Source organism: Lachnospiraceae bacterium (assembly GCA_022794035.1).
Taxonomy (GTDB): domain Bacteria; phylum Bacillota; class Clostridia; order Lachnospirales; family Bianqueaceae; genus CALWPV01.
In genome coordinates this window covers 78,437-100,260 of record JAAWDX010000001.1, presented here as the reverse complement: position 1 = coordinate 100,260, position 21,824 = coordinate 78,437, and the positions used below count along the sequence as shown (strand labels likewise).

The 21,824-nt window shown below is 49.7% G+C and carries 19 protein-coding genes; 8 read left to right on the top strand and 11 right to left on the bottom strand.

Annotation, left to right across the window (positions count from 1 at the left end; translation table 11 throughout):
- Position 1: 1 nt before the first annotated feature.
- The 3 genes from HFE64_00445 (at position 2) to HFE64_00435 (ending at position 2,802) form a co-directional block, all read left to right on the top strand.
- Complete coding sequence (locus tag HFE64_00445) at positions 2 to 1,378, top strand: MATE family efflux transporter (protein MCI8631945.1); 1,377 nt, start codon at positions 2 to 4, stop codon at positions 1,376 to 1,378.
- A complete protein-coding gene (locus HFE64_00440) occupies positions 1,371 to 2,231 on the top strand; it encodes a metallophosphoesterase family protein (protein MCI8631944.1) in 861 nt (286 codons plus the stop codon). The genes HFE64_00445 and HFE64_00440 overlap by 8 nt, the downstream gene beginning before the upstream one ends.
- 82 nt (positions 2,232 to 2,313) lie before the next feature.
- Complete coding sequence (locus HFE64_00435; GenBank protein MCI8631943.1) at positions 2,314 to 2,802, top strand: ATP-binding protein; 489 nt, start codon at positions 2,314 to 2,316, stop codon at positions 2,800 to 2,802.
- A 323-nt stretch (positions 2,803 to 3,125) separates the two neighbouring features.
- On the opposite strand, the gene HFE64_00430 is transcribed toward HFE64_00435, so the two are convergent.
- The 11 genes from HFE64_00430 to HFE64_00380 all read right to left on the bottom strand — a co-directional run bounded on the left by HFE64_00430 (position 3,126) and on the right by HFE64_00380 (position 14,237).
- Positions 3,126 to 3,614: a GNAT family N-acetyltransferase gene (locus tag HFE64_00430; GenBank protein ID MCI8631942.1), complete on the bottom strand. Its 489-nt coding sequence runs from the start codon at positions 3,612 to 3,614 to the stop codon at positions 3,126 to 3,128.
- A gap of 27 nt (positions 3,615 to 3,641) precedes the next feature.
- On the bottom strand, positions 3,642 to 4,280 hold the full coding sequence (locus tag HFE64_00425; protein MCI8631941.1) for a hypothetical protein: 639 nt from the start codon (positions 4,278 to 4,280) through the stop codon (positions 3,642 to 3,644).
- A gap of 441 nt (positions 4,281 to 4,721) precedes the next feature.
- The gene (locus HFE64_00420; GenBank protein MCI8631940.1) at positions 4,722 to 5,624 is read right to left on the bottom strand and encodes a DUF4097 domain-containing protein; all 903 of its coding nucleotides are present in this window, start codon (positions 5,622 to 5,624) and stop codon (positions 4,722 to 4,724) included.
- Positions 5,621 to 6,223: a DUF1700 domain-containing protein gene (locus tag HFE64_00415; GenBank protein ID MCI8631939.1), complete on the bottom strand. Its 603-nt coding sequence runs from the start codon at positions 6,221 to 6,223 to the stop codon at positions 5,621 to 5,623. Before HFE64_00415 ends, HFE64_00420 begins: the two co-directional genes overlap by 4 nt.
- Positions 6,216 to 6,536, bottom strand: coding sequence for a PadR family transcriptional regulator (locus HFE64_00410; protein ID MCI8631938.1), 321 nt, complete (start codon positions 6,534 to 6,536; stop codon positions 6,216 to 6,218). Before HFE64_00410 ends, HFE64_00415 begins: the two co-directional genes overlap by 8 nt.
- A 128-nt stretch (positions 6,537 to 6,664) precedes the next feature.
- Positions 6,665 to 7,147, bottom strand: a complete 483-nt coding sequence (locus tag HFE64_00405) for a hypothetical protein (GenBank protein ID MCI8631937.1) — start codon at positions 7,145 to 7,147, stop codon at positions 6,665 to 6,667.
- A 14-nt stretch (positions 7,148 to 7,161) separates the two neighbouring features.
- Positions 7,162 to 10,239, bottom strand: a complete 3,078-nt coding sequence (locus HFE64_00400; protein ID MCI8631936.1) for a hypothetical protein — start codon at positions 10,237 to 10,239, stop codon at positions 7,162 to 7,164.
- A gap of 1 nt (position 10,240) precedes the next feature.
- Positions 10,241 to 11,347, bottom strand: coding sequence for a hypothetical protein (locus HFE64_00395; GenBank protein ID MCI8631935.1), 1,107 nt, complete (start codon positions 11,345 to 11,347; stop codon positions 10,241 to 10,243).
- Positions 11,348 to 11,367: 20 nt separating this feature from the next.
- Positions 11,368 to 12,759, bottom strand: coding sequence for an MATE family efflux transporter (locus HFE64_00390; protein MCI8631934.1), 1,392 nt, complete (start codon positions 12,757 to 12,759; stop codon positions 11,368 to 11,370).
- A gap of 29 nt (positions 12,760 to 12,788) precedes the next feature.
- Positions 12,789 to 13,283 (bottom strand): 8-oxo-dGTP diphosphatase, encoded by a 495-nt coding sequence (locus tag HFE64_00385; protein ID MCI8631933.1) that lies wholly within the window; start codon positions 13,281 to 13,283, stop codon positions 12,789 to 12,791.
- 21 nt (positions 13,284 to 13,304) lie between these two features.
- Complete coding sequence (locus tag HFE64_00380; protein ID MCI8631932.1) at positions 13,305 to 14,237, bottom strand: AEC family transporter; 933 nt, start codon at positions 14,235 to 14,237, stop codon at positions 13,305 to 13,307.
- 167 nt (positions 14,238 to 14,404) lie between these two features.
- Between HFE64_00380 and HFE64_00375 the strand changes: the two genes are divergently transcribed.
- The 5 genes from HFE64_00375 to HFE64_00355 all read left to right on the top strand — a co-directional run bounded on the left by HFE64_00375 (position 14,405) and on the right by HFE64_00355 (position 21,806).
- Positions 14,405 to 16,000 (top strand): DUF3502 domain-containing protein, encoded by a 1,596-nt coding sequence (locus tag HFE64_00375; GenBank protein ID MCI8631931.1) that lies wholly within the window; start codon positions 14,405 to 14,407, stop codon positions 15,998 to 16,000.
- Complete coding sequence (locus HFE64_00370; GenBank protein MCI8631930.1) at positions 15,997 to 17,520, top strand: hypothetical protein; 1,524 nt, start codon at positions 15,997 to 15,999, stop codon at positions 17,518 to 17,520. The genes HFE64_00375 and HFE64_00370 overlap by 4 nt, the downstream gene beginning before the upstream one ends.
- Positions 17,521 to 17,689: 169 nt before the next feature.
- Positions 17,690 to 19,393, top strand: coding sequence for a family 20 glycosylhydrolase (locus HFE64_00365; GenBank protein ID MCI8631929.1), 1,704 nt, complete (start codon positions 17,690 to 17,692; stop codon positions 19,391 to 19,393).
- A 294-nt stretch (positions 19,394 to 19,687) separates the two neighbouring features.
- On the top strand, positions 19,688 to 21,100 hold the full coding sequence (locus HFE64_00360; protein ID MCI8631928.1) for an AAA family ATPase: 1,413 nt from the start codon (positions 19,688 to 19,690) through the stop codon (positions 21,098 to 21,100).
- Positions 21,090 to 21,806, top strand: coding sequence for a hypothetical protein (locus tag HFE64_00355; GenBank protein MCI8631927.1), 717 nt, complete (start codon positions 21,090 to 21,092; stop codon positions 21,804 to 21,806). Before HFE64_00360 ends, HFE64_00355 begins: the two co-directional genes overlap by 11 nt.
- Positions 21,807 to 21,824: the final 18 nt, after the last annotated feature.

The following is a 21,824-nucleotide window of genomic DNA, read 5'->3' as shown; positions in this document are numbered from 1 at the left end:
TATGCGCAAGGGAGCAAGTGTGAATCAGATCACCGAGGGCGTGATCTGGAAGCAGCTGCTGCTGTTCTTTTTTCCGATCTTGCTGGGGACGTTCTTTCAGCAGATGTATAACACCGTGGACACCATTGTGGTGGGCCGGTTTGTGGGCACAAATGCGCTGGCGGCCGTGGGGGCCTCCGGCGCGCTGATCGATCTTTTGATTGGCTTCTTTACGGGTCTGGCGTCTGGCGCGACCGTGGTGCTGGCGCAAAAATACGGCGCCGGCGATGGCGAGGGCGTGAGCCAGGCGATCCATACGGGCATGGCGCTGGCCATCGTGAGCGGCGGGATCGTGACCGTGGCAGGGCTAGCGGCGGGGCCTTGGGTGCTGCGGCTGACCGGTACGCCGGAGGCCGTGTTTGAGGATGCGAAGCTTTATACGCTGATCTATTTTGCGGGCTCGCTGGCGATGGTGCTCTATAACGTGGGCTCAGGCATCCTGCGGGCGCTGGGTGATTCGAGGCGCCCGATGATATATCTGATTGTGTGCTGTCTGGTCAATATCGTGCTCGATCTGGTCTGCGTGGTGGGGCTTGGCATGGGCGTAGCCGGCGCGGGGCTGGCTACGGTGCTTTCGCAGGTGGTGAGCGCCGTGCTCGTGACCTTCCGGCTGATGCGGCTTGATGGCGACAGCAGATTGATGCTGCGCCGCATCCGGTTTCACAGAGGCATGCTGAGGAGCATTCTGCGCATCGGTGTGCCGGCCGGGCTGCAGTCAACGATGTACAGCATTTCCAATCTGATCATCCAGTCGGGCATCAATTCCTTCGGCGAAATCACGGTGGCCGCATGGACGGCGCAGGGCCGCATGTGCTCGGTGGTGTGGATGATCAATGGTGCATTTGGCGTGTCGATTACCACCTTTGTGGGCCAGAACTTTGGCGCGCAGAAGTACGACCGCATCCGCAAAAGCGTGCGCACCTGTCTGGCGATGTCCGCCTTTTCCGTGGCGGCAGTGAGCGCAGCTCTGATTGCGCTGAGCTCGGTGCTGCTGGGTATTTTCTCCGGTGATCCGCTGGTGATCGAGGAGGGCATCAAGGTGGTGTGGTACATCGTACCGTTTTATGTGGTGTATGTGCCCATCGAGGTCTTTTCCGGCGCCATGCGCGGTTGCGGCGATTCGTTCTGGCCGGCCGTGATCACCTGCGTGGGCGTATGCGTGCTGCGCGTGCTCTGGATCACGCTGATCGTGAGCCGGTGGCATACGCTGCTCATGCTGTCGCTTTCTTATGGTGTGAGCTGGGGTATCACGGCGCTGGTGTTTGCCGGATATTATCTGCAGGGCGGCTGGCTGCGAAAGCGCATTCGCGCGGTGCATGGAGGAGCGGAGCATGCGTAAGCTGGCAGTGCTTTCCGACATCCATGGCAATGCAGCAGCGCTGCAAAAATGTGTAGCGTACTGCCTTACCCAAGGCGTCCGGAGCTTTTTGTTTCTGGGGGATTATCTGGGAGAGCTGGCCTATCCGCAGAGGACGATGGCGCTGCTGTATGAACTGAAGGAGCATTATGACTGCCGGTTTATTCGCGGGAATAAAGAGGAATATTGGTTTGGCGATACGGCAAAGTGGAAGGAATACGACTCGACGACGGGCGCGCTGTATTACACGTATCATCAGATGACGGAGGCGGATTTTCGCTTTTTTGAGGCGCTTCCATGCAGCATGGTGTTTTCACAGGAAGGGCTGCCAGCACTGACACTGTGCCATGGTTCGCCGCGGCGCGTGAATGAAAAGCTGCTGCCGGATGATGAAGCTACCTTTGCTGCCATGGAGTGCTGTGAGACGGAGTATATCCTTTGCGGGCATACGCATAGGCAGGGGGAGATCCGTCATGGCGGCAAAACAGTGTGGAACCCGGGGTCAGTCGGTGTGCCGCTGGGCAGCGGCGGCAAAGCACAGTTTATGATTATAAGCGCTGACAGCACGGGAGCTGCTGAGGGGTGGCAGCGTGAGTTTGTTTCGCTTTCCTATGATGCAGAGGCGGTAATTGAGGATCTGCATAGCTCCGGGTTGTATGATCATGCGCCAGGGTGGTGTGCGGTTTCAGAGCATGTGCTGCGCACAGGACTAATTTCGCATGCGACGGTGCTGAACCGGGCGATGGCGCTGTGCCGCGAGCAAACAGGCAGCTGCACATGGCCGGAGATTCCGGAAACCTGCTGGCAGCAGGCGGTGCAAGAACTGCTGGGATAGGCAGATGAATTTGATTCGCAGGCAGGCGAGCGAAGGCGAGGCTGTCTGCAAATTTTTATATACACGGACAGGAGGATGTAGGATGGCGAAGGTAATCATGATTTGCGGCAAGATCAGCAGCGGAAAGAGTACTTATGCGGAGCGGCTGCGGCAGAAGGGGCATGCGGTGGTGCTTTCTGTGGATGAAGTTATGCTGTCTCTTTTTGACCCGTATTTGGGAGAGAAGCATGAGGAGTATGCCAGCCGTGTGCAGCGGTTTTTGTTTAAGAAGTCGGTAGAGCTGATTGCTGCCGGCGTGGATGTGATATTGGACTGGGGATTCTGGAGCAGAGAGGACCGCCGGCAGGCACGAGAGTTTTATGTAAAGCAGGGGATTGCATGTGAATTTCATTATGTAGCGGTGGATAATGCGGAATGGAAGCGACGAGTAGCACAGCGGAACGTGCAGGTATTGGCCGGGAAGAGCGATGCGTATTTTGTAGACGAGAATCTGATGAAAAAATTTGAAGAAAAATTTGAAGAGCCAGAAAAAGGCGAAATAGAGGTTTGGATGGAGGAAAAGGGGAAATAAATGCTATTTCGGTAGATGCCTCTTCAAAATTATATTTGGTAAAAGTATTTATAAAAATGATCTCTTACAATTGATAGAATCAGTATAATTGTAAGAGATCATTTTCTATTATTTGATATCTTCGGTTTAATGATTAAAAGATCTTGTCTTATATAATCTATACAACACACAAACCAAGTTAACAACCAAGCATCCACCTATCACGATAGCCTCTGCTATTATGTGATCAGGATTCATATGCCCATATACCTCAAACCCTAATAAAGTCACAGCAAAAACCTCAATTATGAGAACGATAATCTGTAGCCAAAACATAACCCTTTTCATTTTCTCAGCTTCCTTTCCATATATCCGCATGTAAACGGGAAAAAGTCAAACTTTTTAGTGCCTGTGTGTACAAAGCCATAGGTCTCATACCATTTACGAAGCACCTGATTTTCTTCCACAATACCGATCTGCATCATGTCACAATTTAACCGGCAAGCCTCTTCAAAAGCATGAAGCAGCAACGCTCTCCCGATCCCGTGATGGCGGTAGGTCGGTAGTACAGCTAAATTATTGAGTTCACACTTTCTATCCTCAAGTAGAGCAAGTGAATAATAGCCTGCAATTTGTCCGTCTGTTTCATAGATATACATAGGGCGCTGCTCGGTTTCGTAGTGGTAAAGAAGCCGTGCTTCATCAGTCGCAAAGGCAGTAAAGCGAGGTGCGTTAGCGGCGGTAAAGCCGAATTCATCGGCAACCGTCATAAATGCCTTCTGAATCACCTGCACACAGGCTGCGATATCTTGTTTTTGCATTTCTCGAATCATGGGTATACCTACCTTCCTTTTTCTCTCTTACTTCGGCTCCCCGCATTGATAGCAGGTGCGCCTTGTCAACGGATTTTTATGGCCGCACGCTTTGCAGGTCCACGAAGTGACGCTTTTCTTGACAGGAGCGCTTTCAACCAGCACCGGCATAATTACATCAGGCTCTTTGGGCGGAATGGAAGCGGATGCGGGAGCCGCTGCGGCATCTGGATTTAAGAGCCGCTTTTTTTGATGATTAAATTCAGCTTCGCTGATTGCGCCCATATCTAAAAGCTCTTTGTATTCTTTTAGTTTTTGAATGTTCGCTAATTCAGTTGTATCATCCCTGAGCAGAGTCTGTCCCTCAGCAACCCATCCCTTAGGCGTGCCGCAGCTGCAGGTGCCAACGTAGGGATAGTTTATTTTTCCGCATTTATTGCACTTCCAGCCGTTTGGGATGCTAGAAGCGCCGGCTAAAGAGGCTTTTCCTTCGCTGGAATTCCAGTCAGTGGAAGTATTCTGGCTATAGACAACTGGTTTAGCAGAGGCAACGAGAAAGGCGATAAAGCCAAATAAAAAGCCCCAGATAAACCAATTCTCAGTATATCCTTTATTTTCAATTACCTTTTTAGTAGCCACACCCCAGATTACAGCCCAAGTAAGTAATAAGATTAAGTAAAATAACATCGTTATTAGTCCTCCTTATATTTTTATTAATATCATGACGATATCGGAGTTTGCCAGAGGCAAACTCATAGCGCAGCACAAGCACTTGAGTAGGCGAAATATTTCCTGCTACGCAAAAGTTCGGCTTTGCCGAACTTTCCAAGAAATCCCTGCGGGATTCTTGTGGTCGTATAAGATTGCCAAAAGGCAATCTTACTAAAAATGATCTAAAGATCATTTTTATATCATGACGATATCGGAGTTTGCCAGAGGCAAACTCATAGCGCAGCACAAGCACTTGAGTAGCCGAAATATTTCCTGCTGCGCTTATTATATCATATTTTGGTATCTCCTGCCTTGATTTTCTGCGAGACTGGTAAGCGTTGTTAGAGTAAGATATACAAAATAAAATCCGATGCTCGTTACATATGTAGTCATAGGGAGATAGTACACTGCTGTTTACTATCCAATATCAATATCAATGTCGCCGGTGCTTGTTGTAATCTCACACGTACCACCGCTTGTAGTTTTGGGAACGCTGACTCTCCCGGTGGAAGTGTCTGTAATAAATATCTTTTCCGAAAGCAACGTTCCTTTGACATCACCTGTACTTGTATTAATCATTATATCGGCAGCGTCACAGCCGCCAAATTCAACTCCGCCTGTGGTATTTTGGACTTTAATACTTTCTTCAGCAATCACATTTTTGAGTTGTATATGTCCTGTGCTGCTTTTTGCCGTCAGCTTATTGCAAGCAATATCATTCATGAGAATTTTTCCCGTTGTTGCAGACAACTTTACAGTCTCAGTTTGGGCAGAACTCAAAGTAATATTTCCCGTTGTTGTATTTACTTCAACACTCTTGGATACTTGAGCATGGCAAGTAATATTTGATGTCGTTCCCGAAGCGGCAATGGTTTCAAAGCTGAATTTGTCGGGAATTTCAACGTTACCTGTTACCGTCTCAACAGAAAGAGAAGCATATACTTCTTTCGGTAAATATACAGTAACCTTTGGTAACCAAAAATTTATACAGATATAGTCATACCATTTACGATTATTAACTGCCGATATAGTAAGAGTGTCGTCCTGTATTTTTGCAGAATGTTTCAGGCTTTCTTCTTCAACACACTCAATCTTGCATACATCATTATCTGAAGGAACAAAGGTAACGGAGGCGGTTTCCACATTTACAAATATGTTGTCAAAATCTTCGTTAAACTCGTAGGTATTGGTTTCTATTTTTTGTGTAGAAAACTTTGTAAAATCAAAATGCATGATAGACAATGCTCCAACAAAAACCAAAGCACCTGCAATGGTTAGAATAACCGCTGCTAAAAGCCATTTTTTACTACACTTGTTCATTCTGTCGCCTCCTTTTTCATAAAACAGGATTTAATCCATATAAATATCCTTTTAGAAAATTTAAAAATCGCGTTTGTAGCATACTTGCAACCATAGAAACCTAAAATTGCAATACCAACACATGTAATTCCTGCACCGAGCATAGCTGCTCCGGGCACAATGCTTCCTTTTACCATGAAAACAACAGAGGAAAATGCACCGGCCACTGAACAAGCAACCAACGAAAATTCGATTGCCCAAAGTGAAATAATGATGCTCCATATTACTGCATATATGGAAATAACGATTGCAAACAAAGCAATTAAAAGTGGAAGCCATATGGGAGCGCCTAATACCAAAAGTACAACTTCCCATGCTCTAAGCGCCCTGCTTGGTTTAACTTTTTCTTTGACAAACTTTGTCAGTGGAATTTCAGACATAATCTGCATCGTAATATCTTCTAATGATCCAAGTTCTGCAACAGCATCTTTTTCTGTCAGTCCTTCTTCCATACGGTCATCAATTATCTCACTGTAAAAACCGATTTGTCCCTCTATATCTTCTTGCGACATTCCGGTTAGCTTAGCTTTTAATTCTGCAAGAAATTCTTGCTTATTCATTCGCCATATCCTCCTCTATCACAAATTTATATATTGCCATAATTTCTTTCCATTCATCTTTGAACTCTTTAATGCGTTTGGCTCCTGCCTGAGTAATATGATAGTATTTCCGCAGTCTGCCACCGTGTTCTACTGTTCTGACTGTCAACATATTTGCTGATTCCAATCGTTTTAGAATGGTATAAAGCGTAGATTCCGATAATTTAATGTATGGTTTCAGGTCTTTTATAATCTGATATCCGTATGAATCTTGGTTTTTAATAGCAGCCAATACGCATACATCCAACAGCCCTCGTTTCAACTGAATATCCATATCATACCTCCTATTACATAATATATCATATTGCGAAGTATTGGCTTTGTCAACAGATAATTACATGAAAAGGGAGAGGCTACTTCCTTATGTAGCCTCTCCCTTTGGCAGTCTCTTTTTCAATCGGATCAAAGCAGATCATCCGACCAACCCACATCCTCTCCATCCTGAGGTGTAGAGGGTGTTGTGGGCGGAGGTGCTACCTCGCCGCCGGAACTGGAAGAACCACCGGCAGATTCACTGCCGCCGGAGCTTCCGCCGCCGGATGGATAGCTTGGATATTGGGTTGGCGGTTCTACGGGGTCGGGTTCTTTCTCTTCTTTTGGTACCTCGCCTATGAAAAGAGCAGCGGGACGAGTTTCTGCAGCCGGATAAGCATCCCAATATGCGGCAGCAGCGTAAGGGTCGCTTTCCTTCAGCTGCTGCAGCGTGCCGACCAAAGTCCATTCGGCGCCGGCAGACCATTCTACAGTGCCATTGGATGCACGAACCTGGATTTGCGGCGCAGCCGCAGGCGCCGGTTCCTGATGAAGTAACAGCCAGCCGTTTCCGATGCCAGCGGCAAAAAATAGAATAGCGGCAGCGCAAATTAAAAGAATTGTTTTCTTCATATAAGGTCCTCCTCTTATTTGGCATCCGTAATCAGGCGGCGCAGGAAGCGGTCTTCCGGCGATCCTACGGCATAGTCCTTGCGGGCAATGAGCTGCTCGGCAATCGAATAGATGCTTTTCGCCATCGGCGGTCCGTAAATGGTATAGGTTTTTCCGTTCTTTTGCAGGCTGATATACCCGCGAAACGCGAACTGTGTTTTATAGCGCTCGGCGGGCAGACGCACCAAAACCGAGGTAAAGCGCTGACGGCCCTGAACCGTCTCGAAAACACGGTCATTTACAACGCCGTTTTGCTTCCAATAGCTGCGTCCCGAAGCAACCTTATCGCCGCCCAGCACAAAGGCGTAGCCCTTGTCAATATTCTCCTGCATCATAACCAGCGTGCCGTACTCTGTCAGATGAAAGCCATCTAACCCCGCGCTGCTCAGCAGCAGCTTTTTAGTGTTTGCGGAAATGCCTGTCTTGAAGCGGATGCCCGTATCACCAGAGATGCGAATGGAAAAGCCGTGATAGGTCAATAAATCCTTTAAAGCGTCCTGACGCTGCGCAGTATATTTGCCGTTAGCAAAAGAAAGCAGCCAGACCTGCATGCCCGTTGGAATCCCACTGGCATTGGTCTCATAATATGTGGCCGTTGCCGCGCGTCCGTCAGACAGCGTAACCCTTAAGGTGCTGCCGCTGATCTGCCCCTGATATGCGCAGCCATCTATATAAACCCTAGCATGAGTAGGCGTTTTGGCAAACGTCAGTGAAACCGTATAATCATCCTTAGGTGCAGGCGGCTCCTCCGGCACAGCAGCGGGCGGCTCCAACTTGTGAGACCGAATCAGCAGATTCTGCGTTCCCTGCGCCACATATGCCGCATAGCAAACGCCCTTCACCATGATGATATCAGAAGCAGAGCTATCCACGGGCGAAGCGATCGGCTTACCCACCTGCATCCAGCCGTCCGCCGTCTTTTTTTGCAGCACCATTTGCAGACTCTTGTTGATATAGCTCACATAAAGATCACTGCCATAATAAAACATCTGAACATTAAGCGCGCCGCGCGCAAATGCGGCGTCTTCGCTTTTCCACTGGCTTCCATCATACAGAAATAGTTTCGTTAGGCCGGCATCATTGCCAGCAATAAAGGCTAATGTAGAGGCGTTTTTGGCTACGGCATGGAGTTTACCGGCGGCAATACCGGTATCCAATACCTCCGTCCAGCCGTTTGTACTGGCTGCGGAAACCTTAGTCGTGTTTTTGCTGGTCATGAAATCACTGTAGATAGCAAAAACCCTTCCGTTCCAGCTGCAAACGGCTGGATTGCACAGGTAGCTGGTTACGGTGAGATTGGCAAAAGCGTTGCCACTGCCGGCAATCTTTTGTGTAGCCAGCGTTTTGCTGCCGCTTTTTATATAACAAAGGTAGAGCGCATTTTGATGCTCCAGCCATTGCGGCTGCATAGCATAGGTGTCGGAAGAAACCCAGCGCTGCGTCCATGTGCTGCCGACAAGCTGATATACTGCTGGCCGCCCGCCGCTTTGCAGCACCCCGAGATAGAGGGAGCCCTGATACCATCTTAGGGTAGCATCTGGGAATGTATCAACTCCGCTGAGGGTTGTGATCTGCGTCCAGGTCTTGCCATCTTTATTTTGCAGAAGACGCAGGCTTCCGGTGCTGGTACAGGAAACCGTATAGAGCGTACCGTCGCTGCCCATTGCCAGAGAGGCGCCGGCGCCCTTGATGCCGCTGATGGTTTGGCCGTATTGCTGCCAATATTCATCACCGCTTGTATCGGCAAATGTGACGTCAAAGATCAGCAGCTCGCCGTCCTGTGAATAATGGGCATTGGAGATGGCAATGCCGCTGTTTTGGCCTCCGGCATAATAAAGCGTATTGTCCGTAAAGGGAGCATCCAGATTGGTGCTGCCATAGGAGGTTTTCCCCTTTTCAATATCCAGAGCCGCATATTCGCTAAGATAGGTCGAGCCATTCATATCGCTTGCCTTTTCAGGATCCGTCACATCAGGACGGAATACATAGATATAGTTTTCGCCCCGGTAGTTGCTGTGGTCTGAGATGGATTCATCTACCCGGTACATCAATAAGCCGCTGCTGGGAATATAGCTGTCAAAGGTTGCGCCCGCTTCTTTTTTTCGGTATTCGACGACGAAGAACTGACTATCTGATTGCGCTGTCTTTAGCTTGAGCGCCGTGGGATAGGAGCCATTCCAGCGATCGCTTCCGCTGGCAACACGCAGGGTATAGGTGCCGGATTGGGTGATCTCGGGAATCTGGATCCATCCAAGCAGCTCGCGGCAATATTCCAGAGGATACTGTAAATAGCAGAGGGTTGAAGCCATGATGCTCCAGCGGCCGACGGGAGAGCCGCCGCTGCTGCGGTATAGATCGGGCAGTCCCAGCGTATGCAAAAATTCGTGTGTAATGGTACCCTGTGCACCGGAGACGTTGACACTGGAGGTGCTTGTACGAATGAGGATATCCGAATTTAAAAGGTTGTAGCGGCGCACCAGAACACCGCTGCCAATTGTTTCGTAGCCGCTGTAAACGGAGCTGTGCGGCCAAAAGCCGTCGCTCATACTAGAAGCAGAGCCCTGCACGATGATAGTTAGATTATCTAATACGCCCGCTTCTCGATAATCGAGCTTTTCGCCGTTTAGAGAAATGCGTCCGTCTTGTATTGCATGAATGGCATCCAGCACCAAAGCGCTTTCATTATTTTTATAGTAGTCGGCAGTATGATCCAGCTGCAGCGAGGAGCAGATGGTTTTGCCGTCCAGCAGGGCTTTTTGTGGAAAAAGATTATGGACGGTTAGCTTTCCATCGGAGATAGCCTTCATATAATTTTTAAAGGAATCCTCTGCTGTATCATACATGTCCATCACCTTTTCCCAATGGGCAGCATTTTCAAAAATATTATGTGCATCATCCGAATCGCTGAAGCGAACGCAGATGACAAGATTGGCAAGTGCACCTTCATTTTTAGCAGCCTTTACAGGGATTTCCGGAATCAGCGGCGCTAAAAAGCAGAGACAAAGCAAGGCAATGAGACAAAAGCGCAGAAGGCCTTTCTTTTGGATCTTCATCTTACTGTCCCTCCCATACCTTGGCGGCCGGCAGCCAGAAAATGCTCACGCCATCCTGCGCAGACAGGCCCTCCGGGATATGCAGTGCCAAATATTTCTCATTGCTGCCATCGTAGCCGACAACAACAGCGTCTTCAGCGCTCTGCTGCTGAGCCTGCGGATGACCGTCTTCACTAAAAGATCCGCTGAAGGTCCCGGTAGGTGTATCTTCACGATGCTGCCAGCACTCTGCTGCCGTCTCGGCAGGAGCGACAGAAAACAGCTGAAAGATTGCTGATCCGCTAAAAAGGTCATGCTGCAGATTCGCGTCTATATGGTAGAAGGTTCCCGATGAAATTTCTAAAATTTCTGCTGATGCAGCGCCGTGGTAAGTACCTTCATGGATGGGTGCGGTGATTAAAGAAATGGCCTGCGGCGAAATGCAGATGCTTTTTTCTATCCTTTCGGATGTTAATAGCCAAACAGTAGTGACAGGCGTCTGATCTGTCAGCTCGGCAGCAATCCGGATGCGGGTTCCCTTTTCTTCTGTTTCATAAAAGCGGCCGCCGGCCCCGGTCGAGGGCATTGCGGCATTGAGCCACTCGGCGCTTTGCAGCAGGGAAATCAGATCGCTCATGCGTTCCTCGCTGGCGGCGCTGGCAGCTTGCAGTAAATAGGTCTGCAGCGCTGCATCCTCTTGATCAAAAGGGATGGTCAGATTTTGCAGTAAAGCGTAGACCTCTTCATGATTCTCTCTTCGCAAGGAGAGCTCATAAAGGTCGCGTGCCTTAAGCAGGTCTCCCTGTGTCTGATAATGCTGCCCCAATGTTTGCAGCTGCGCTGCATCGAGCTCGCCCCTTCGGCAGAGCGTTTCATAGGCTGCGAGGACAGGAGCCTGTTCGAGATCCTCTTTTGCTTGAGCTAGAAGAAGCTGATAAAGCGCGCTGTCCAGTTCTCCGGGATAGAGCGCCTCGGCTTGCAGAATAAGCTGGCAGGCGTTTTCTGTATTGTTTTCTTCTATTGCTGCATATGCCTGCTGCTGCAGGGCGTCCAGCGTCTGGGAGCTGCGGCAGCTAAGGCAGGACAGCATGAAAAATAATAGAGTAATAAATAAAGAGATCCGTCGCATAGAGATATCCTCCAACTTATTTAATGCATCTTTACAGTACGGCCCTGATGGAGCGGATTCCATTTGCCCTTTACATAGCAGATCATAAACAGGACAAAGAGAAGTAGATTGTGGGCGATCATACAGCCCCAGGCCAGAATCAGGCCGGGCACGTCAAAGGGCAGGAGGCCGGCGTTTAGCAGGCGCACACACAGGAAGGTACCGAGGATGCGGATGCCCCACATGCCGATGATGTTATAGATAAACGGCTCCTTGGTTTTGCCTACGCCCTGCATCATACCTTCGATGATGATGGAGAAGCCATAAAACGGCTCGGACACGGCTACCATGCGCAGCACGGCGGTGCCAAGCGAGATTACAGCCTCGCTGTCGGAGAAAAGGCCGAGCAGACTGGGCGCGAAGATGAAAAGCAGACCGCCGGAGAGGATCATCAGTCCGATTTCGATGGGAATGAACATGCGCGCCAGATCGCGCATGCGGTCCCGGTCGCCGGCGCCGTAGGCATTGCCGGCCAGCGTGGCGGCGGCTGTCTGCATGCCGTAGCCAGGGATGTAAAAGGCTGATTCCACGGTATTTGCAATGGTGTGTGCTGCGGTGGCGATCTCACCCAGAGAATTGATCATGCTGGCGAAGGCCACATAGCCCAGCGAGGTGCCGAAGCGCTGCAGCATATTGGGAAAGGCCACCTTGAAGCAGGGCTTTAGAATCTGCATATCAGGCTTAAACCGCTGACCGCGCGGCGAAACAAAAGGATGCCGCCAGAGCACGATTGTAATCAACAGGCCGCCGGCTGTAAAGGCGATGGCGCTGGCGATCGCAGCACCGATCACGCCGAGGCCTGCGCCGGGCATGGTAAAGGAAAGCGAAAATACAGACAGCGTGCGCGTGGGGTAAATGAGCAGAAAGTTCAGAATCACGTTGATCACATTGACGATTACGCCGATTTTCATAGGCGTTTTCGTATCGCCGGCCGCACGCAGCACAGTGCCAAAGATGATGGAAGCAGTGCGCGGCAGCATGGGGATGTATAAAATAAAGAAGTAGCGGGAGGCTGTTTCGCGTAAGGCCTCATCCACCTGCATCCATGCGGGGATCGCGCCGCTGAGCGACAGCGTGAGCACGGTAAAAAGCACGCCAGCGGCAAGCGTGATCAGCACCGATTGGGAGACGGCGCGGCTTGTGGTGTCGCGGTCCTTTGCGCCGCAGGCGCGGGCGATCAGCGAGAGAAAGCCAATGCTCAGCGCCGAGATGGTGCTGCCGATCAGCCAGTTGACGGTGCTGGTTGCGCCCACGGCAGCCGTGGCCTGCGTGCCCAGCGAGCCCACCATGGCAGTATCGATATACTGCACAGCGGTCTGCATGAGCTGCTCCAGCATGGTCGGCCATGCCAGGCTGAGGATGACAGCCATCATTTTTATATCCAGCTTTCGGGTTGTTGGTTTCATGCGCGGGAGGCTCCTTTGTGAATTTGCCAGTCGATCAGTTCGCCCCTGCAGTAGCGGATTTTCATGGAAAAGAATGGTTCATCCGCCAGCACCATAGGCATGAAGATCCGGTCTCCCTCCCACAGAGAAAGCTGCGGAATCTCATCCTCGGGCACCCAGCGCAGCTCACCCTCAGGGCAGTCTGCTGTTAGCTCGCCGTCAAAGGTATCGCAGACATAGATAAACATGTACTCCGTATCCCAATCGGCCAATGCGGCCTCCGGGTTTTCAAAATTAAAGGTTACTAGTCCGCGGAGCCTTGGCTCGATCAGGCGTAGGCCCGTCTCCTCCAACACCTCGCGGCAGATGCATTCCTCGGGGCTCTCGCCGGGCTCGAATTTACCGCCCACGCCGATCCACTTGCCGTGATTGAGATCTACCTTCTTTTTAATGCGGTGCAGCATCAGAATTTGGCCATTTTGGCGCAGATAACATATGGTTGTCAGTTTCATTGGATTTAATCCCTTCTATAATTAGTGTAGGATAAAAACGGCAAAAATCAACGGAATGGTCAGCAGCGACAAGACGGTAGAAAACACGACGCCGACGGAAGCGCTCATCGAATCGCCTTTATATTCCTTGCAGAGCATGACCGTCATGGCGGCGCAGGGCATGGCAAAGGTGAGCGTATTGATGCCGATGATCACGCTGTCGCTGAAGAGCAGCACCGAAAACACATAGGCCAGCGCCGGCAGCAGCAGCAATTTGACAAAGAGCATCAGGTTGAGCCGTCCGTCCTTAAACATGCTGGCAAGCGGATAATCCGCCAGCACGCTGCCCAGCAGCAGCATCGAAAGCGGCGGCGTCACGTTTCCCAAAAAGCCCAGCGTATCCTGCACGGCGGACGGCAGGTGCAGTCCCGAAAAGTAGAGAACCAAGGCCAGCACGCTGGCAACAATGCCGGGGTTAATGAGCTGGCGCAGGCTGATCTTGTGCGCAGTAGAAGTCTGGGCATCTCGCGTGAGCAGGTAGACGCCGTAGGAGTAGATCAGAAAGTTGAAGGGCAGATTTAAAATCGAGCAATAAAATACGGCGATATCCCCATATAGGGTCTGCAGGACGGGGATGGCCATGAAGCCGGTGTTGGAAAAAATGAGCAGAAGCTGCGCGGTATTTCTCTTGCTGCGCTGGATGCGAAACAGCCGGACCATGAAAAATGCCAGCACGAGCAATAGCATATAGAAGCCGGCTCCAAATAGCACAAGGCGGAGCACGTCGCTCTTTGTGCTTGCGCCTGTGGCGCCCAGTGAGGAAAGGATGAGGGCCGGATTGGTGGCGTTGACGATCAGGGACGAAATGCCGTCGTCGGTATGGGTGTCGAGAATTTTTTTCTTATGTAGAAAGTAGCCCAGGAGCAGCAGAAAGAATAGCTTGCAGAGGGCAATGATGATGTTTGAAAAATCCATGAAAATCTCCGTTTCAAAGCGTGAATGGTCGGGCGAAATGCCGGGCGCTGTATACACGCCATTTTATCATAGACGAAGAGCGGGTGCAAGGGGCGGGAGGGAGGATAACTATTAATTGACGATGTCAAGGCGGTATGATATGATCAAAATAAAAAGGGGACAACCTTATGAGAAAAATGATAAGAAATAAAAAAACAATATGGGCACTTAGCATTTTAATTTTATTAGGCATGGCAGCGCTGGTATGCTGCAGGCAAACAGAGCCTCTAACCACAGAAAACAATTCTAAGCAGGAAAATAGTCTCGACCGGCTCTTTCCCGAAGAAGAATCAAAACAGGAAAGCGGTGCAGCAGCAACTCAGGAGAAAACCGCGGCAGAATACCATTTTTATCCGGAAGATATGTCCATTTATGGTGATAAAACGGTGATTCATTTAGGCGTGCTTAATTTTCTGCCCGGCGATAATTTCCGCGGAATCTATGAGCAGGAGCACCAGCAGATTGAATGCTTTAATGAGTATTTAGTAAAGCAGAATGCACCCTATGTTGTGCAGATCGTAGGCTGCACCAACCGGTCACAGCTGTACGATGCGCATTTGCTGGAACAAACCGAAAGAGAGCTCGGCTTTACCTTTGATCTTGTTAATTTTTGGGGCCATTTCTTTTCAGCAGATGATTTAGCACAGTACATGGAGCCGATGGAGGAGCACCTGGCAGCAGAATTGCTGCCTCTTTACGAAACCAGACCGACCAATTACTGGAGCCTATTGCGGGAAAACGGCCATATCTATAATCTATATGATCAGACAAATGATTTCTATTCTCTAGCCATTATTTATCAAAAAATATCATATGGGGAAGATCATTGCATTACAGAAGGTTTTTTAAACAAACTGGCGGAAAATCAGGAAATTACGCAATCACTGGGAACCATACAAGAATTTTTGTTGCAAAACACAATGAAAACATGGCATTTTTCTGCCGGGACAGGTACGCGGTTTTTGCAGAACGGAATGCAAAGGATACCATTTACAAACTGGTACCCGGATACATACTTTGCCAGCGTAGCGCCGCTCATTGGCGTTGACTTTGTATCGGGATCAGAGGAAATAATCAGTTTATTGGATTCGCCCACGTTTCAGGCGATCACAGAGCAATACCGATTTATCAAAAAAGAGCGCTACCTATCCAATGGTGACGGTACTTTTGCCATTATTAACCGTGTAGGAAGATCCTTAGAAGAGTATGATATCCTGCTTCCTTTTGAGCAGCCAATTTATTATAACGAGCCCTACGAAGACGGACATCGCTATATGACGGTTCGCAAAGACTCAGGGCATAAAGAAGAGGTTATGGATTTAATCATAAAGCTTACTACCAATCGCGAAGCGGCAGAAATCTTTTATATGGGAAATGCAGCAGAGATTAAAGAAAATACTTTTTTCCTTCCTTATTATCGTTTTATAAATGGAAGATCCCTTGTCTCCGGACAAGATGCAGAGCAGGTGAATGCCATGATTGAGCAGGCGCTTCCCACGCCGGTGACAGGCTTTGTTTTTGATAAAAAGCCAGTTAAGGATGAGATTCTGGCAGTTGAACGCTATCTGGAGCAATCAGCAGCATTAACAGAGCTGGAGAAAGCAGAAAACTGGGACGAGTGGGACAAATGGTATCATCAGCTTAAAGAAGAATTAGATGAGCTTGGTTTCCAGAAAATCCTGCAAGAAGCAAACCGTCAATATCAGGAGTGGAGGACGCAATGAAAAAATGGACAATTTATCTTCTCGTTATTATGCAAACCATTCTCCTATGCGCCTGCGAAGGGCGCGCTGCCAGCAGCCAAAAGGGCGAAGCCGATTCCTTTGACCGCAGCGTACCAATTACGGTTTATATGGTTTCGCAGATGCTGCATGCGTCCGGAGAGCAGGAGAGCGAAAACGCGGTATATTATCACGACTATCGCATGGGAGAGTGCTGGAACTCTCCCTACGGAAAGACGATTTATAATGAAGCAATCGACGCTTTTTCGGCAGAGTATCATCTGCCAATCCATGTTTTTTATTTTGAGTCACCGTATGTGATGGAAAAGCAGTTAAAAGAAGATTTTCAAAATCATAGTCTGCCGGATCTGGTCATTTGTGACGCTGCTACGACACAGGAGATTTACGCCCTGATTAACGAAGGCGGAGCGCTGGACCTTGCTCCGTATTTAACGGAGCGAGAGGATAAGTATACAGAGAGCATTATGGAAGCATGCCGTAAGGGCAAAGAGCAATACATACTGCCTCTACTTTATAATATGAATGCTTTATATACAACCCGTCCGAAATCGGAGGCCTCTTTTTTAGAAGTCAAAGAAGCGTTTCAGATACTCGAAGAAGAAATGAATCGCCTTTGGCAGCAGCCGGGTGTGAAAGAAGTATTATATGCCGTTCCTACAGGCAACCCGGTAACGATCAATTATATTTTCTGGAATGCGCTGGGATATTCCAGAATTGATCAGGATACGCAGACTCTGTTAGTGGAGGAAGAAAACCTGCAGGCGCTGGCTGAATTCGGGAAACGATATCAAGCGTTTGAACAGGATTTTGCAGTGGAAAATCGGGGAGATGCGCCGAATAGAAGCAATTACCTAAGTGTTTTTCTTTCTGAGAATTATTTGATGGCGCCCAGCAAGGAGGCGGCCCAGAGCCTGTATAAGGATTACAGCAGTCAGATTTCCTATTGGCTTGACGGCGTTTCAGGCTGTAACTGGCCGGCTACCTCTATGGCGGTTCAGGCGCAGTATTATGCGAGTCAGCTGCAGGCAGACGGACAGGAGATGACGCTGATTCCCATTTCGATGAGAGAGGACAGGCCAGCCTATAATGCGGCCATTACACTGTTTGGATTTGTATGCGCCGATTCGGAAAATCCGCTTGCCGCAGTCGAATTGTTAAAATATTTGCAGGATTACGAGACAGATGTACGCTATGGCTTTTCTGTCAATCAGGAAATCACAAAAAAGCAGTTGATCGATTTAACAGAGACAGAGTGGGAGATTCATAATTTTAATATCAATTCGCATGCGCTGGGAATGGTCCATCCGTTATCTAAAGCGTTGGCTGAGCAAATTTACGAAATCGTCCAGCAGATCGAGACGGCTTCACTTCCCAACGGGAGCCTGGAGATAGAGGTGTTATATCCGGTTTTGCAGGATTATTACAGCGGAGCAGACTGGGAGACATGTTATCAAAAGCTGCAGGAAACGGCTAAGCGATATATTGAAATGCAGTGGCAGTAGGAAATCCTGCAGCAGAGCCTGAACCGGAAATGACTAACTTATCTATATTATACGAAAGGAAAGTCTGTTTTACCGAGTATTTTGGAAAAATATGCATTTCCTTTAAAAGAAAGAATCTGTATAATAAGAGGTAGAAAACTTACGATTCAGACAGAAAGGTTGTGTAAACATGGCATATAGAGCAGCGACAAATGCAGGCGGCGTAATCGAGCAGCGCCTGCAGGCAATGAAGGCCGAGCCCTGCGAGGTGCAGGCAAAGGATTATTACTGCGTGGTCACGCGGGCAGATTTTGTGAAGCTCCCGCCACTTTCAGCATATCTGAAGGAAAGCCCCGACGGCTACCGCCTTTATGCAGACGAGCAGTCCATCGTCATTCAGGCGGCTTCGCCGCGCGGTGTGCTGTACGGCTGGCAGGAATGGAAAAAGCAGGGGCATATTCAGGTAGGCCTCTTTAAGGAAGATGCGCCGGAGCTCAGCTTCCGCGCCGCGCATATGGATCTGCGCTATGGATTTCCCAACCGGAAGCGGCTTGAAGGCATTCTCGAAAACCTGATTGATCTGCGCTACAACACATTGATTCTGGAGACTGAAAACCGTTTGCCGTTTACATCCCATCCCGATATTGTAGAAGAGGAGCATTTTACAGCGGATGATCTGCAGTGGCTGAATACTTATGCCAAGGAGCACTATCTGGAGCTCATTCCGCTGCAGCAAACGCTCGGGCATCTGGAATATGCGCTCAAAAAGCCGGCCTACGCCGAGCTTCGCGAGGTGCGTCATCAGCCCGAGAACGATCCGCTTTATTATCCCGGTGTGACCGGCGGTATGCATTATCATGACTTTGATGAAATCTGTCCCTGCCGCGAGGCGGGCTATGAGCTGGTCGAATCACTTTTGCAGGAGACCATGCAGTTCTTCCCCGAAAGCCGCTACATCCACATCGGCAGCGACGAAGCGTGGAATCTGCTCTATTGTCCGGACTGTCGCAAAAAATATGAGAAGACCGGCAAGACAGGGCTTTTGCTGGAGCATATTAACCGCATTGCGGACAAAGTGCTGTCCGCTGGCAAGACGCCAATCATCTGGGATGATATGTTGCGGCACATGACCCCGGCAGAGCTTGGTAAGCTGAATCCGGAAATTATTGTCATGAGCTGGCTATATTACACGCCGGACAGCGTCCCCTTTATCAGCGATTTTCAGAAAGCAGGTCTGCAGGTGCTCGGCGCCGGCGCCGCCAAATGCAGCGTGGGTAAGGTGGAAGCACTTGATATGCCCGATTATGAAGGCCGGCTGGCCAACGTAGATTGGTGGATCCAGCGCTGCGCCGACTTCAGCCTCGCCGGCTTCGCCATGACGGTCTGGTCCAACTACAGCGGCACAATCGCGCCGCCGCATCCTCAATTTGAAACCGCATGGCTGCCGCTGAGCTATGCCGCGCAAAAGATGTGGGATCCATCGCTAAGCCAATCCGATTTTCTGCAAAGCTTTATGAGTGATTTCTTTGGCGTTTCGCAGCCGCTGACAGGACTTGGCATAGGTGCGCTGCTGCCACAGGCAGAAAAAGCTGCCGAAGCTGCTAAACAGCATTCGTTCGAGGCTCGTATGTGGCATCTGGCGTTGACGGCGCAAATCTACCGGCAAAAATCACAGTTTGTGATGCGGGAGCTGTATCGCTACCATCAGCCGATCACAAAGGCGGAGAAGGAGCTGCTGGATCGACGGGTGGCGGAGGTAACGCGCCTGCGGGAGTGGCTGAAACCGCAGCTGCAGGAAGCACTGCAGAGCTGCTATAGCGTCCGTGAGACGAATATATTTATGGCATCGCGTTTTGAAACAGATGAGATAATCTATAAGGCATATGAGGGGTGAAACAGGCAGCACGTCCGCGACTACGGTGGTATGTCATGGACGTGCTGTCTGTTTAATAGTAAGTTGCAAGTTGGTTGCGTTGCTGGTTTGGTGCTGACCAGCATGCAAGAGGGCGAGCTATGGCCTCTTTGGCTCAATGCAAACCGACATGCGATGGCAAACAATTGCGCCGTAGTCTATGGCACATAGAACAGGAAAATAAGAAAAAGAAACATTTTGTGCCGAATGACAGTTTTTAATTGATTCATAGGGCATACTATGCTATGATGCTACTAAATAAAGGAGGCAATCAGAATGAAAACAAAAACGGTTCGCCTGACAAAGATTGAAATCACCAACTTCAAAAATGTAGAGCATGGCGTTTTAAGCTTTGAAAACACACGCAAGGCCTACAGTGCCAGCATTTTAGGGCTGTATGGGCAGAACGGCTCTGGCAAAACGGCTTTGATTGACGCTCTTTCTCTGCTTAAGTATGCGCTGACAGGGCAGTCGCTGCCGGCAAGCTTTGTTGACTTTGTTAATGTCAATGCGGAGCATGCAAAGGTAAAATATACACTGCAGATTGCCAATCAGGACACAGACGGCATCTATGACGTACAATATGAGCTCTGTATCCGCAAGGAGGCTGATGAATCCGGCCCCAATATTGAGCAAAGCCCCCATGAGCCTGTTCAGTACAAGGCCGCTATTTTTGACGAGGTGCTGGCCTGTGCTTATCAGGAAGAGGGCAAAAAATATAAACTGCAGCCGGTCGTAGACACCCGTACGGAGGACGTCTTTGGCCCGGCCAGCAAATATAAACTGCTGGTTGGACATAATGCCAAGACGGCAGCAACGCTGCTGGCCGGCAAGCAGATGGCGGCGCTCGTGTCAAAGTCGTTTATTTTCTCTGCAGCGCTTTTGAATGTTCTGCGGAAAAACTGCAAAGAAACGCTCTATTTAGATCTGTTTGAAAGCCTCATATGGTATGGCAATTATGAGCTGTTTGTGATCAATACAGCCCGTGCCGGCCTAATCACAATGAATACCCTGCCGCTCACCTTTCAATATAAAGAAGGCAACCGATCATCGGCAGGCAGCCTGATGATCCATCTGAACGCGCCCTCACTGATTCCGCAGGAGGCGTTGGAGCGGGTGGAAAAGGTCGTCCGTAACATGAACGGCGTTCTGGTGCAGCTGGTCCCCGGCCTCACAATTGGCGTCAAAAATTTGGGAACCGAGATGTTTCCTACCGGCGATGCCGGTATAAGGATTCAGCTGGTGTCCCGAAAGAACAGTAAGGATATTCCGCTGCAATATGAGTCTGAAGGCATTAAGAAGATCGTGTCGGTGCTGCAGCTTTTGATCGTGGTGTATAATCAGGCGTCCATCACGGTGGCCATTGATGAGCTGGACGCGGGCGTGTTTGAATATCTGCTGGGCGAGCTGCTGCGCATCATATCGGAAAAGGGCAAGGGGCAGCTGATTTTTACGTCGCATAACCTGCGCCCGCTGGAGACGCTGGATAAAGGATTTATCGCGTTTACGACCTCCAATCCGCGCAACCGCTATATTCGTTTTGCCAATATCAAAACGAACCACAATCTGCGTGATTTTTATTATCGTGATATCGTGCTGGGCGAGCAGAGTGAGAGTGTTTATGAGCCCACGGATAACTATGAGATTGCGCTGGCATTCAGAGAGGCTGGTGAGCTCAGTGGCTCGTAAGCGGATTGTTTTTGTGATTGTAGAGGGACCCTCGGACGAGGAGGCACTGGGCGTGCTGTTGGGACGGATCTACGACCGGAGCTCTGTGTTTGTGCACATTATGCACGGAGATATCACCACGCAAAGAGGGGTCTGGCCGGAGAGAATCGAGGGCAGGCTGGCCAAAGAGGTACAGGCGTATGCGTCCTCTAACCATTATACGAGGACAGATTTTCGGGAGATCATTCACATTGTCGACATGGATGGAGCCTATATTCCGCCGGAAAAGGTGGTGCAGGACGCTGCCGCGCGGCGGGTGACGTATGCGGAGACGGAGATCCGCACGAGAAATAAAGAGGCGATTGAAAGCCGGAACCAGCAGAAGGCGGCCAATCTTGACCGGCTGTGCGGGTGCGACAGCATCTGGGGCGTGCCCTACCGGGTATTTTATATGTCCTGCAATCTCGATCATGTACTGTATAACAAGCTAAACAGCAGCAATGCCCAAAAGGAGGAGGACGCCTATCAGTTTGCCAAGGCATACCGCAATGCAATTCCGGAGTTTTTGGCCTTTTTATCGAATTCGGATTTTTCAGTGAGGCTGGATTATGAAAGCTCTTGGGCGTACATCAAGCAGGGGCTGCACTCCTTGGAGCGGCACACAAACCTAGGACTGTGCTTCCCGAAGCAGGCGGCCAAGGCTGCGGCGCTGGACAAATCGAAATGACAGTGTTATAATGACCTT

Coding starts and splice junctions, on each gene's coding strand:
- HFE64_00445 (MCI8631945.1), top strand. CDS start 2: ATGCGCAAGGGAGCAAGTGTGAATCAGATCACCGAGGGCGTGATCTGG.
- HFE64_00440 (MCI8631944.1), top strand. CDS start 1,371: ATGCGTAAGCTGGCAGTGCTTTCCGACATCCATGGCAATGCAGCAGCG.
- HFE64_00435 (MCI8631943.1), top strand. CDS start 2,314: ATGGCGAAGGTAATCATGATTTGCGGCAAGATCAGCAGCGGAAAGAGT.
- HFE64_00430 (MCI8631942.1), bottom strand. CDS start 3,614: ATGATTCGAGAAATGCAAAAACAAGATATCGCAGCCTGTGTGCAGGTG.
- HFE64_00425 (MCI8631941.1), bottom strand. CDS start 4,280: ATGTTATTTTACTTAATCTTATTACTTACTTGGGCTGTAATCTGGGGT.
- HFE64_00420 (MCI8631940.1), bottom strand. CDS start 5,624: ATGAACAAGTGTAGTAAAAAATGGCTTTTAGCAGCGGTTATTCTAACC.
- HFE64_00415 (MCI8631939.1), bottom strand. CDS start 6,223: ATGAATAAGCAAGAATTTCTTGCAGAATTAAAAGCTAAGCTAACCGGA.
- HFE64_00410 (MCI8631938.1), bottom strand. CDS start 6,536: ATGGATATTCAGTTGAAACGAGGGCTGTTGGATGTATGCGTATTGGCT.
- HFE64_00405 (MCI8631937.1), bottom strand. CDS start 7,147: ATGAAGAAAACAATTCTTTTAATTTGCGCTGCCGCTATTCTATTTTTT.
- HFE64_00400 (MCI8631936.1), bottom strand. CDS start 10,239: ATGAAGATCCAAAAGAAAGGCCTTCTGCGCTTTTGTCTCATTGCCTTG.
- HFE64_00395 (MCI8631935.1), bottom strand. CDS start 11,347: ATGCGACGGATCTCTTTATTTATTACTCTATTATTTTTCATGCTGTCC.
- HFE64_00390 (MCI8631934.1), bottom strand. CDS start 12,759: ATGATGGCTGTCATCCTCAGCCTGGCATGGCCGACCATGCTGGAGCAG.
- HFE64_00385 (MCI8631933.1), bottom strand. CDS start 13,283: ATGAAACTGACAACCATATGTTATCTGCGCCAAAATGGCCAAATTCTG.
- HFE64_00380 (MCI8631932.1), bottom strand. CDS start 14,237: ATGGATTTTTCAAACATCATCATTGCCCTCTGCAAGCTATTCTTTCTG.
- HFE64_00375 (MCI8631931.1), top strand. CDS start 14,405: ATGAGAAAAATGATAAGAAATAAAAAAACAATATGGGCACTTAGCATT.
- HFE64_00370 (MCI8631930.1), top strand. CDS start 15,997: ATGAAAAAATGGACAATTTATCTTCTCGTTATTATGCAAACCATTCTC.
- HFE64_00365 (MCI8631929.1), top strand. CDS start 17,690: ATGGCATATAGAGCAGCGACAAATGCAGGCGGCGTAATCGAGCAGCGC.
- HFE64_00360 (MCI8631928.1), top strand. CDS start 19,688: ATGAAAACAAAAACGGTTCGCCTGACAAAGATTGAAATCACCAACTTC.